Source organism: Rhodococcus sp. 14-2470-1b (assembly GCF_002259415.1).
In the GTDB taxonomy this organism is placed as follows: domain Bacteria; phylum Actinomycetota; class Actinomycetes; order Mycobacteriales; family Mycobacteriaceae; genus Rhodococcoides.
Genome location: NZ_NPFY01000026.1, coordinates 129,749 through 141,581, shown reverse-complemented (window position 1 = coordinate 141,581; position 11,833 = coordinate 129,749). Strand labels below are relative to the sequence as shown.

The 11,833-nt window shown below is 65.6% G+C and carries 9 protein-coding genes and 1 pseudogene; 4 read left to right on the top strand and 6 right to left on the bottom strand.

The genetic code is table 11. From position 1 onward, the window contains the following. From CH293_RS19965 to allB, 3 genes and pseudogenes are all read left to right on the top strand, one after another. A pseudogene (locus CH293_RS19965) lies at positions 1-184 on the top strand (glyoxylate carboligase); the annotation flags it as partial. An 11-nt stretch (positions 185-195) separates the two neighbouring features. Next, the gene (gene alc, locus CH293_RS19960; protein WP_094721270.1) at positions 196-1,248 is read left to right on the top strand and encodes an allantoicase; all 1,053 of its coding nucleotides are present in this window, start codon (positions 196-198) and stop codon (positions 1,246-1,248) included. Further along, the gene (gene allB / locus CH293_RS19955) at positions 1,238-2,536 is read left to right on the top strand and encodes an allantoinase AllB (RefSeq protein ID WP_094721269.1); all 1,299 of its coding nucleotides are present in this window, start codon (positions 1,238-1,240) and stop codon (positions 2,534-2,536) included. Before alc ends, allB begins: the two co-directional genes overlap by 11 nt. A 66-nt stretch (positions 2,537-2,602) precedes the next feature. Here the strand turns inward: allB and CH293_RS19950 are convergent, their stop codons facing one another. From CH293_RS19950 to CH293_RS19925, 6 genes are read right to left on the bottom strand one after another with little or no spacing between them, the layout of a single operon-like run. Further along, a complete protein-coding gene (locus CH293_RS19950; RefSeq protein ID WP_094721268.1) occupies positions 2,603-3,679 on the bottom strand; it encodes an XdhC family protein in 1,077 nt (358 codons plus the stop codon). Then, positions 3,679-5,115: an NCS2 family permease gene (locus tag CH293_RS19945; protein ID WP_037108967.1), complete on the bottom strand. Its 1,437-nt coding sequence runs from the start codon at positions 5,113-5,115 to the stop codon at positions 3,679-3,681. The genes CH293_RS19950 and CH293_RS19945 overlap by 1 nt, the downstream gene beginning before the upstream one ends. An 8-nt stretch (positions 5,116-5,123) precedes the next feature. Further along, positions 5,124-7,463, bottom strand: a complete 2,340-nt coding sequence (locus CH293_RS19940) for a xanthine dehydrogenase family protein molybdopterin-binding subunit (RefSeq protein WP_255122928.1) — start codon at positions 7,461-7,463, stop codon at positions 5,124-5,126. Then, positions 7,460-8,815 carry an 8-oxoguanine deaminase gene (locus tag CH293_RS19935; protein WP_170945298.1) on the bottom strand — a complete coding sequence of 452 codons (1,356 nt, stop codon included), beginning with the start codon at positions 8,813-8,815 and terminating at the stop codon, positions 7,460-7,462. The genes CH293_RS19940 and CH293_RS19935 overlap by 4 nt, the downstream gene beginning before the upstream one ends. Continuing rightward, a complete protein-coding gene (locus CH293_RS19930) occupies positions 8,812-9,285 on the bottom strand; it encodes a (2Fe-2S)-binding protein (protein WP_037108970.1) in 474 nt (157 codons plus the stop codon). Before CH293_RS19930 ends, CH293_RS19935 begins: the two co-directional genes overlap by 4 nt. A 4-nt stretch (positions 9,286-9,289) precedes the next feature. Next, the gene (locus CH293_RS19925) at positions 9,290-10,156 is read right to left on the bottom strand and encodes a xanthine dehydrogenase family protein subunit M (RefSeq protein ID WP_094721267.1); all 867 of its coding nucleotides are present in this window, start codon (positions 10,154-10,156) and stop codon (positions 9,290-9,292) included. Positions 10,157-10,268: 112 nt separating this feature from the next. Here CH293_RS19925 and CH293_RS19920 point away from each other — a divergent pair, with 112 nt between their 5' ends. Then, positions 10,269-11,789, top strand: coding sequence for a PucR family transcriptional regulator (locus CH293_RS19920; RefSeq protein WP_241483726.1), 1,521 nt, complete (start codon positions 10,269-10,271; stop codon positions 11,787-11,789). Positions 11,790-11,833: the final 44 nt, after the last annotated feature.

The following is an 11,833-nucleotide window of genomic DNA, read 5'->3' as shown; positions in this document are numbered from 1 at the left end:
CGGCGACGCACTCCGCCGTGCCCGAACCCTCGCCTCGGAACACAAAGTCCCGGTCGTCGTGGAAATCATCCTCGAACGCGTCACCAACATCGCTATGGGCACCGAGATCGACAACGTCGGTGAGTTCGAGGAACTGGCCGTCACGTCGGCCGACGCACCCACTGCCCTGCTGATGATGGACTAGGAAAGGCACAGATGACCATCAAGGATTTCACTCACCTCACCGATCTCGCCTCACGCGCCCTGGGCGGAAGCGTGTCGTCCGCCAACGACGAACTGTTCGCCCAGCGGGAGAACCTGATTCGTCCCGAAGCACCGTTTTTCGATCCCCACGATTTTGGACACAAGGGCAAGGTGTACGACGGCTGGGAGACGCGGCGGCGACGCGACGACGGTGGCCACGACTGGGCAATCGTTCGTCTCGCGGCGCCGGGCATCGTCCACGGTGTGGTGGTCGACACCGCGTACTTCAAGGGCAACTATCCGCCTTTCGTGTCGGTCGAGGCCGCATTCGTCGACGGCTACCCGTCGATCGACGAGGTGATGAAGGCCGACTGGCAGACCATCGTCGCCAAGTCCCCGGCGGACGGCGACACTGCGAATCTCTACGAGGTCGCCGATCGACACCGCTGGACGCATGTCCGGTTGTCGATCTACCCGGACGGAGGTGTCGCTCGATTCCGTGTACACGGCAAGGTCGTCCAGGACCCTCGATTCCTCGGCGGCACAGTGGACTTGCTCGCCGCCGAGAACGGGGCCTCCCTGACCGAATGCTCCGACGCTTTCTACTCCTCCCCCGCCAACATCATCCTTCCGGGGCGCGCACGCAACATGGGCGAGGGCTGGGAGAACTCTCGTCGGCGCGGCGGCGGAAACGACTTCGCGATCTTCGAGCTGGCAGCAGCCGGCGTTCCCCGTCACGTGGAGGTCGACACCAGCTACTACGTCGGCAACGCGCCGGGATGGATCCGGCTCAGCGCGGTCGACTCTCGTCGTCGACACAAAGCGGACCACACCGCGTGGACCGAGATCCTCCCGCGCACAGCCGTACAACCGGATACCCGCCATCGTTTCCTGATCGATCGAGCCGAGTCGTACACGCACCTGCGCCTCGACGTCTATCCCGACGGCGGGCTGTCCAGGCTCAGACTCTTCGGCGAACTGGACGCCGAAGCGTTGGACAGCGTCGATCAGGCCTGGCAGGCGGCATCCCCCTTCGAACTGGTCGGAGCCGACGGTGGCCGATAGGTTCGACCTGCTGATCAGGGCACCACGCGCGATCGTCGACGGATGGGAGTGCGCGGTGTCGGTGGGAATTCGAGACGGGCGCATCGCTTCCCTCGATGCTCGGCACGCCGACGACGTCGTCGAACTCTCCGACGACGAAGTGCTGCTCCCTGGTCTCGTCGACACTCATGTGCACGTCAACGAGCCCGGACGCACCGAGTGGGAAGGCTTCGCCAGCGCCACCCGTGCCGCGCGGGCCGGCGGCATCACGACGATCGTCGACATGCCGCTCAACAGCATTCCGCCGACCGTGGACGTGGATGCTCTCGAGATCAAGCGACGGGTGGCGGCCGATCGATCGGTGGTGAACGTCGGCTTCTGGGGTGGCGCAGTGCCGGGCAACGTCGACCAACTCCGTCCGCTGCACGACGCCGGTGCCTTCGGGTTCAAATGTTTCCTGCTGCACTCCGGCGTCGACGAGTTTCCACCGCTCTCGGCACCGGAACTCGAGAAGGCACTCATCGAAATCGCGTCGTTCGACGGATTGATGATCGTCCACGCCGAGGACGCAGGCGTGATCTCGTCCGCGCCCCCGCCGTCGGGCACCGCGTATTCGGGTTTCCTCGAATCTCGACCCCGCGCAGCCGAGAACCTCGCCATCGCACAGGTCGTCGAGTTGTCCCGGCGCACAGGGTGTCGCGTGCACATTCTGCACCTGTCGAGCTCGGACGCGCTGCCGCTGATTGCTGCGGCCAAGCAGGACGGAGTGCGCGTCACCGCCGAAACATGCCCGCACTACCTGTGTTTCGACGCCGAGGACATCCCGCCCGGTGCAACACAGTTCAAATGTTGTCCCCCGATCCGTGAGGCAGGCAACCGAGAACTGCTGTGGCAGGGCCTCGCCGACGGCATCATCGACACCGTGGTGACCGACCACTCCCCCTCGACCGTCGACCTCAAACGACTCGACACCGGCGATTTCGCCGATGCCTGGGGCGGGATCGCGTCACTCCAGGTCTCATTGCCCGCAGTGTGGACCGAGGCGTCGCGGCGCGGCCACTCGTTGGCCGACGTGGTGCGGTGGATGGCGGTGAACACCGCAGACCAGGTCGGTCTGGCCGACCGGGGGCGCATAGCCGTCGGCGCCGTGGCCGACCTCGTCGTCTTCGCCCCGGACCAGGAGTTCACCGTGGACGTCGCCTCCCTGCATCACAAGAACGCCGTCACCGCGTACGACAAGCTCGGCCTTCGCGGTGTGGTGCGTCGTACCTTCCTCGCCGCTCCGCAACTCCTCTCCCGCAGAACCTGACCCGCCAGTGCACACGAGTCCGCCCCGGAAGCCACATTCGGCCCCGGGGCGTCGGCTTGTGTGCAGTCAGGACACGCGTGCGGCCTCGATGTCACGGTGAATCGGACCTGTGGACTGCACGAGGGGCAGGCAACTTCCGTCCCGTCGGAGGGCGGTGAATTCCGCGGCGATGGACAAGGCTGTTTCCTCCGGGGTGCGGGCGCCGAGGTCGAGGCCGATGGGCGATCGCAGCCGCGACAGTTCGCAGTCGGTGAGCCCGACGTCCCTGAGACGACTCAGCCGATCGAGGTGCGTTCGCCTCGAGCCCATGGCTCCGACGAAGGCGACGGGTAACCGTAGCGCCACGTCCAGCAGCGGAACGTCGAACTTCGCGTCGTGCGTCAGAACGCAGACGACGGTGCGCGAATCCACCTGTGTCCGTGCAAGGTAGCTGTGTGGCCACTCCACCACCACCTCGTCGGCGTCGGGAAAGCGGGCCTCGGTCGCGAAGACCGGACGAGCGTCGCACACCGTCACTCGGTAACCCAGGAACTTCCCCAGCCTGGCCAGTGCACCCGCGTAGTCGATGGCGCCGAAGATCAGCAGACGCGGCGGCGTGGCGTGAGACTGGACGAACACCTCGACGTCGGGGCGGCATCGGACCGAACGGATGCCGGAGGACCCACTGTCCAGCATGGCGAGCGCTTCGCTGGAGACCACGGCGTCGACGTCCGCGAAACCCGTCGTTCCCGTTGTCCCGTGCGCGCCGACCATCAGCACCGCACCGGTGGCGTCCAGCAGCTGGGCCACCGCCACGTCGGCACCGGTGGCCACCGCGTCGACGACGGACGCCGGCGGCGCGGAGGAGACGAACACCTCGATGACGCCGCCGCAGGTCAGTCCGACCGCGAAGGCGTCGTCGTCGCTGTATCCGAAGCTCTCCCTGACAGGCACACCCGTGGCCAGGACGTCGCGGCACAGCTCGTAGACAGCACCTTCGACGCATCCGCCGGACACACTTCCCACTGCTTCGCCGTCGGCTGCGACGGCCATCGCCGCCCCCGGCAGGCGAGGTGCGCTGCCGGAGACGGAGACGACGGTGGCGATGGCGTACGGCATTCCGATCGAGTTCCAGGTCGCCAATGACGATGCGATGTCGCGCATCAGGAGATCCCGAGCGCTTCCTCGATGGGATGCAGTGCGAAGTACACCAGGAAGATAACGGACATTACATACAGCAGCCAATGTGTCTGTCGCACTTTGCCCTTCGCCACGCGAACCAGGGTGTAGGCGATGACACCGGCTGCGACGCCGACAGTGATGGAGTAGGTGAACGGCATGAGCACTATCGTCAGGAACGCGGGGATCGCGATGTCGGTGTCCGCCCAGTCGATCTTGCGTACGTGGGTCATCATCAGCGCACCGACCAGCACCAGTGCGGGTGCTGCCGCTCCGACCGGCACCACTCCGGCCAACGGGGTGAAGAAGATCAGGCTGGTGAGCAGTCCTCCGGTGACGACGCTTGCCAGTCCGGTCCTCGCGCCTTCGGTGACACCGGCCGCGGATTCCACCACGGCGGTGTTCGCGGATCCGTTGAACGCGCCGCCGACGATGGCACCGATGCCGTCGACGGTGAGGATGCGGCTCAGTCCTGGCATCTTGCCTTTCTTGTCGACCAGGCCTGCTTCCTCGCCGACACCGAGGATGGTGCCCATGGCGTCGAAGAATCCGGACAGTACGAGGGTGAACAGGACCACCGAGGCGGTGACGACTCCGGCTCGGGCGAACCCGCCGAAGATGTCCACGTCGAACAGCAGGCCGAAGTGCGGTGTGGCGACGATGGAGTCCGGCACCTTGGGCACGACGGGCCCCCACGCCTTCGGGTCGATGTCGATCACCGCGTTCAGAACGATCGCCAGATTGGTGGCGACGAAGATCCCGATCAGCATGGCGCCGGGTACGCGTCGGACGAACAGCATGAGCATCACGACGAGACCGACGCAGAACACGAAGACCGGCCAGCCGGCGAGCTTGCCGAACGTTCCGAGAGTCACAGCGGTGGCGGCAGATTCGTGGTGTCCGACGAAGCCGGCGTCGACCAGTCCGATCAACGCGATGAACGCGCCGATACCCACTCCGATGGCCTGCTTGAGCACCAGCGGTATGGCGTCCATGATGAGCTGTCGAACTCCGGTGAGCGCGAAGATCACGATGACGACGCCTTCGAGTACGACGAGTCCCATTGCCTGCGGCCACGTCATGTAGGGCGCGGCCTGGAACACCACGATGGGGGTCACACCGAGGCCGGCGGCCATGGCCAGCGGTGCGTTGCCGACGACTCCCATCAAAATGGTCGTGAGCCCGGCGGACAGCGCCACCATCGTGGACAACTGTGCCGGATCGAGGGTGGCACCGGTGACGTCCTTGGCGTCACCGATGATGAGCGGAATCAGGACGATCAAGTACGCCATGGCGACGAATGTGGTGATGCCGCCACGGATTTCTCGGGACACGGTGGATCCGCGCAGGGAGATCGAGAAGAACTTGTCCAGCGGCGAGGTACTGCGTTCACGCGTGCCGGACGAATCGAGCTGAGTCATGTGCCCTCCTAGGGCGCGACGATGTGTTCGGGGCGGATGGGGACACGGGTCAGGGCAAGCCCGGTCGCGTCGCGGATGGCAGCGACGACGGCCGGCGTCGAAGACAGGGTGGGCGGCTCGCCCGCACCACGAAGGCCGTACGGCGCCAACGGGTCTGCGTTCTCCAGGATGTCGAGTTTCATGGGCGGCATGTCGAGGATCGTCGGGATGAGGTAGTCGGTGAAGGACGGGTTCTTCACGAGTCCGTCCTTCACGACGATCTCCTCCATGACGGCCAGACCCAGGCCCTGCGCCGATCCGCCGTGGATCTGTCCTTCGAGCGAGAGCCGGTTGAGGATCTTGCCGACGTCCTGCACGGCGGCCATTTCGACGACCTTCACCAGACCCAGCTCGACGTCGACGTCGACGACCGCTCGGTGCACGCACAGTGCAAGCTGCGTGTGGCTCGCACCCTGACCGGTGACGGGGTCCATCCCGCTGGTCGGTCGGTGGTGAAATTCACGTGTCTGCTCGATCACGCGGTCGCCCAACACATCCTCGATCGTCGCAAGTACTTCACCCGACGAGACGATCTTTCCGCCGTCGAGGGTCAGGCCGCTCACGGCTCGTCCGAGGTGCAGGCTCCCGAGTACGAACACGGCGTCACGGACGGCCTCGCACGCGGCCTTGACGGCTCCGCCGGTCATGTAGGACTGACGCGACGCCGATGACGAACCTGCGTTCCCGACTGCCGTGTCGGCCGGCTGAATGACCACTTTGGTCACGCCGAGCTCGGTGCGCGCGATCTGCGCCTCCAACGTGACCAACCCTTGACCGACCTCGGCCGCCGCAGTGTGGACCAGGGCGGTTGCTTCCCCGCCGATGACTTCGAGACGTACTCGGGCGGTGGAATAGTCGTCGTAGTTCTCGGAGAAGCAGATGTTCTTGATTCCGACGCCGTAGCCGATGCCCCGTACGACACCTTCGCCGTGTGTGGTCTGGGAGGCACCGCCCGGCAGGTTACGGATGTCCGACGCGTCGAGCGGGGCCGGCAGTGCCATTGCCTCGGCTCGGGCGAGCATGTCAGCCAGCGGCGCGGGTGCTTCGATGACCTGTCCGGTCGCCAGGATCGATCCTTGGCTGACGGCGTTGATCCGACGGACTTCGACGGGGGTGATTCCGCAGGCTTCGGCGAGTTTGTCCATCATGGACTCGTATGCGAAACATGCTTGCACTGCGCCGAATCCGCGCATCGCCCCGCACGGTGGGTTGTTGGTGTACACGCCGTACGCGTCGATCTCGATGTTCGGGATCACGTACGGCCCGACGCCGAGGGACGCCGCATTGCCTACGACGTTGAGCGTTGCCGACGTGTACGCACCTCCGTCGAGAATGATCTCGACGTCGGCGTACAGCAGCTTGCCGTCGCGGCTGGCGCCGTATTCGTAGTGCATCTGCGCGGGGTGGCGGTGGACGTGGCCGAAGAAGGATTCGTAGCGGTTGTAGACGATCTTCACGGGCTTGCCGGTGTACATCGCGAGCATGGCGGCGTGGATCTGCATGGACAGGTCCTCGCGTCCGCCGAACGCGCCGCCCACCCCGGCCAGGGTCATGCGGATCTTCTCGTCGGGCAGGCCGAGGCACGGTCCGATCTGAGCCAGGTCGTTGTGCATCCATTGGGTGGCGACGTAGAGGTCGACACCGCCGTCCTCGCCTGGAATCGCGAGGCCGGATTCGGGTCCGAGAAACGCCTGGTCCTGAATGCCCACGGAGAATTCGCTCGAGACGACGATCTCCGCGCGCTCTCTCGCCGAGGCGACGTCGCCCACGCGTACGGGCTGATGCCTGGCTACTCCCCCACGCTCCTGCACCTTCGGGTACGTCGGGTCGAGCGCCGCGCGCCGTGCATCCGTCAACGGCTCGAGTACCTCGTACTCGACGTGGATCTTCTCCATCGCGCGGCGAGCGGTCTCGGGGTGATCGGCGGCGATCAGCGCGATCGGCTCGCCCTCGTGGCGTACCTCGTCGAACGCGAGGACGGGCTGATCCCACGTGTGATCGAGGCCGAAGCACTTGCGGCCCGGCACGTCCTCGTGCGTCAGTACGGCCTCGACGCCGGGAGTCGAAAGAGCCTTCGAGATGTCGATCGACAGAATTCGCGCACGTGGATGCGGACTCCGAAGCGTTGCACCCCACAGCATCCCGTCGATGAACAGGTCCGACGAGTACGCGAACTCTCCCTTGACCTTCAACGTCCCGTCGGGACGCAACGGGCTGTCACCGACGCGTCCTTGCCCCGGGGCTGCGATGTCGTGGGGCGCCCTGGTAGGAGCGGTCTTGGCAGGAGCGGTGTCGGTCGGGGCGCTCACAGTACATCCTTCGCAAGTGTCATAAGCCGACGGTGCGCGTCGGCGCCTTCTCGGGCTACCGCGTCCTGCGGTGCGCTGACCAGCACGTCGTCCTCGACGATCGTGCGGCCCCCGACCAGCAGCCGGGCCAACGGTGGGGTCTGTCCGTAGGCGAACGCGACGATCGGATCGTCGACCGCGGCGTAGAAGCCGTCGGTGCGCCACAGCGCCAGATCGGCCACCTTGCCGACCTCGATGGACCCGATCTCGTCCTGACGACCGAGTACTGTTGCGCCGCCGAGCGTCCCGATCTCCAATGCCTGGCGTGCGGTGAGCGCGGTCGGACCGTACTTGGCGCGCTGCATGTACATCGCCTGACGGATCTCGCCGGCCAGCGGCACCATCTCCGCGGACGCGCTTCCGTCGACTCCGAGGCCCACCGGAGCGCCTGCTGCGAGCAGATCCGAGATCCGCGCGATGCCTGCTCCGAGGCGTGCGTTGGAGCTCGGGCAGTGGGCAGCTCCGGTGCCGGTGGCCGCCATCTTCGCGATGTCGGAGTCGTGCAGGTGCACCGCGTGTGCGAACCACACGTCGTCACCGAGCCAGCCGACCTGCTCCATGTACTCGACGGGAGTGCAGCCCATCTGGGCGACACAGTGTTCTTCCTCGTCCAGCGTTTCGGCCAGATGTGTGTGCAGCCGGACGTTCTTGCTTCTCGCCAGAGATGCGGACTCGACGAGCAGGTCCTTGCTGATGGAGAACGGCGAACATGGAGCGACGGCGATCCGCAGCATCGATCCGAACGAGCTGTCGTGGTAGGTGTCGATCGCGTCCGACGTCGCGGTCAGGATGTCGTCGAGGCTCTCGACCACCTCGTCCGGTGGCAGACCACCGTCGGACACCCCTCGGTCCATCGAACCGCGACACGGCTGGAATCGCACTCCGATTCGGCTCGCGGCGTCGATCTCGGCGGCGAACAGGTCACCCCGCCCCTTCGGGAAGATGTAGTGGTGGTCGGTGGTGGTCGTGCATCCTGATTTGGCGAGCCAGGCGAGGCCTGCCGCAGCGGCTCCGCCGACCACCTCCGCGTCCATCTTCGACCAGGGCTTGTACAGCGCGACGAGCCACTCGAACAGGGTGTTGTCCTTGGCCAGACCCTGTGACGCCCACTGGTAGAGGTGGTGGTGGGTGTTCACCAGTCCCGGCGTCAAAAGCGCTCCGCCCGCGTCGATGATCTCGACTCCGTCGGACGCAGGTGCGTCTCCCGATCCGATCGCCGCGATGACGCCGTTCTCGATCACGACGTATCCCCGCGGGATCTCGTGCCCGACGATGGGCGCGATGTATGCGTTCCGAATCACTGTGCGTGTCATTGGGCTTCGGCCTTTCTGGTTGCGGCGAGACGCACTGCGTCGAGGATCTTCTCGTATCCTGTGCAGCGGCAGAGATTTCCGGCGAGCGATTCGCGAATCTCCGCGTCGGACGGATTCGGTACCCGCTCGATCAAGTCGTGAGCTTGGACGACGAGACCCGGAGTGCAGAAACCGCACTGCACCGCTCCGCATTCGACGAAGGCCTCCTGCATCGGGTCCAGCTTCTCCCCCTCTGCCAGTCCTTCGACGGTCCTGACCTCGCGCCCCTCGGCCTGTCCCGCTGCCACGAGGCACGCGCAGGCCGGCACTCCATCGAGATAGACGGTGCACGAACCGCATTCACCCTGCTCGCATGCATTCTTCGATCCCGGAAGACCGAGTCGTTCGCGTAGCAGGTACAGCAGACTCTCGCCCTCCCACACATCGTCGGCTTCGAGATCCTTACCGTTCACGGTGCACTTGACTCGCATGAGTTCACGCCGCCTTTCCGTTGTCGCGGAGGTCGTTCCAACACCAGCTCAAAGTGCGTCTGGCCATGACCGCCAGTGCATGCAGTCGGTAGTCCGCTGTGCCGCGAACATCGTCGATGGGGCTCGCGGATTCCGAAACCAGCTCACCGAAGCGCGCGGCGATCCGCTCGTCGAGCGGGCCGGACCAGTCGAGTTCTTCGGCGAGGAAATCCTCGGCAGCATAAGCCCGTCTGGGCGTGGGCGCAGCGGAGCCGAGACCGGTTCCCACGAGCTGCTGCTCGGGAAACAGTGCGATGGAGAAGGAGCACACGGCGATCACCATGGCGTTGCGAGTACCGATCTTGGAGAAGTACTGCGGGCCCGCGGCAGGCCGGACGTGAAACGCACGGATCAGTTCGTCCGGTGCGCACGAGTTTCGCTTGACTCCGACGTAGAACTCGGTCGCAGGAATCATCCGAATTCCGCGGGCAGCCGATTCGACCTCGACGACGGCACCGGCGGCCAGCAGAGGGGCGTGGAGGTCTCCTGCGGGTGATGCTCCACCCAGATTGCCGCCGACGGTGCCGCGGTTGCGGATCTGCGGGGAGCCCACTGTTCGCGACGCCTGCGCGATACCCGGAAGTCGGTCGCCGAGTTCGGCGATGATGCGCACGTACGGGACGCCCGCCCCGACGCGCAGCGTCCCGTCGGGCAGCTGCTCCCAGTCGGCGAGTTCGGTCACCGGGTTCAGGTCCAACAATGCGCCTGGGCGATGCACGTCGAAGTTCATCTCGACCATGACGTCGGTTCCGCCTTGAATCGGCACCGCGTCGACGTCGTCCGCCTTGGCAGACAGCGCCTCGGTCCAGGTCTGAGGCCGTAAGAATTCCATGCACCAAGTACAGCCGCGGGCGCCTGAAGGATCGAGAGACAAGAACGACGAACTATGACGACGATCACAGTGTAGGTTCTGGAGGTTCCTACAAGAGCAAGGAAGACACGCGGTGAGGCTGCACGATTTGATGGGTTTGTCGGACCTGAACCTGCAGCAGGTGGTTGCTCCCGAACATTTCGACCCCGTCATCAGGTGGGTCGTCACGACGGACATGCTCGATCCGAGTCGCTATCTCAGCGGCGGTGAACTGGTGCTCACCGGCCTCATGTGGCGTACCGGGCCGGGCGATTCACACGAGTTCGTGAGGGCCGTCGCCAAGGCAGGCGTCGCCGCACTGGCGGCGTCCGAAGGGGGATCGGTCCCGGACGACCTCGTCGACGCGTGCCGCGCCCACGGGCTTCCGCTGTTCCGAGTCCCGGCGGACGTCGCGTTCGCGACGGTCACCGAGCGGGTGGTCCGGCAACTGTCGGCGGCACGGGCGTCCGACGTGAAGGCGGTGCTGGAGCGGCACCAGAGGTTGGTGGAGGGCACGGGAACGGGCGGGGTCGGCGCGTTGCTCGATCTGGTTGCAGTCGAGCTCGGCATCGAATGCTGGATCCTCACAGCGACGGGTCGCGTAGTTGCCGGCTCGGCGTCCGTTCCCGACGCGGAACTGCTCGCACACGAGTTTTTGACTGCGCGCAGGCTCCCTCACTACGCTCCCGCGCTCGACATGTCGATGCTTCCGATCGACCGGGATTCCACTGCACGCGTTGTCGATTGGTTCGTAGCAGTCGGAAGCGATTGGCAAACATGGCATCCCGAGCGCCGCGCGTTGGCCGAGCAGGTCTGCTCGATCGTTGCTCTCGAACGAAACAGGTTCGACGACAGGCTGACCGGGGCCGGGATCCTCGCTCGAGAATTCATCCGCGCCCTCGGTGACGGTGCCGATGCTTCGTTCGTGACGCAGCAGATGGGGCTTCTCGGCCTACCCGTCGACTCGCGCTATCAGGTGATCGCCGCCTCGGTGTCACCGTCTGCACGTGAGAAGCAGGACGTGTTGCGCCCGAGTGAGGTTCGTCGCCTCGTACAGGAACTGTCGGTGCCCCACACGTCGGCAGTCGGCATCGTCGGCGGTGAGGTGCTGGCCGTGGTGGCCACCGACGTCGATGCCACCCCGTCGATCGGCAGAGGGGTGGACATCCTGTCGCCGGGGCTGGCCGGTACCGGGTTGGCCGTCGGAGTGAGCGCACTGGTCGGCGCGCAGGACATTCGCAGCGCCGTGGAGGAAGCACGTCACGCGCGCAGGTTGGCTGCCGGGCGTACCGACGGTCGGTGCGTCGTCGGGCACTCCGAACTCGCCACGCTGGTGCTGTTGCTGGCCGGTGTTCCCGACGACGTCCGGCTCATGTTCAGGTCGAGGCTCTTGGCACCGTTGACCGAGTACGACGAAGTCCACGGCAGTGATCTCGTCAGGACGCTGGCCGCATTCCTCGACACCAACGGTTCGTGGACGAAGTGCGCCGACCGAATGCACCTGCACGTCAACTCGGTGCGCTATCGAGTTCAGCGGATCGAGGAGTTGACTGGCAGGGATCTGTCGCAGCTCGAGCACCGTGTCGAGTTCTATCTCGCCCTGCGGTTGAGGTGACCGGTTCACCTGTCACTTCCCATCTGATACCGATCGGTGTCAGT

Excerpts from the sequence above, each read along its gene's own strand:
- alc (WP_094721270.1), top strand. The coding sequence starts at position 196 with ATGACCATCAAGGATTTCACTCACCTCACCGATCTCGCCTCACGCGCC.
- CH293_RS19950 (WP_094721268.1), bottom strand. The coding sequence starts at position 3,679 with ATGCGCGACATCGCATCGTCATTGGCGACCTGGAACTCGATCGGAATG.
- CH293_RS19945 (WP_037108967.1), bottom strand. The coding sequence starts at position 5,115 with ATGACTCAGCTCGATTCGTCCGGCACGCGTGAACGCAGTACCTCGCCG.
- CH293_RS19935 (WP_170945298.1), bottom strand. The coding sequence starts at position 8,815 with ATGACACGCACAGTGATTCGGAACGCATACATCGCGCCCATCGTCGGG.
- CH293_RS19930 (WP_037108970.1), bottom strand. The coding sequence starts at position 9,285 with ATGCGAGTCAAGTGCACCGTGAACGGTAAGGATCTCGAAGCCGACGAT.
- CH293_RS19925 (WP_094721267.1), bottom strand. The coding sequence starts at position 10,156 with ATGGAATTCTTACGGCCTCAGACCTGGACCGAGGCGCTGTCTGCCAAG.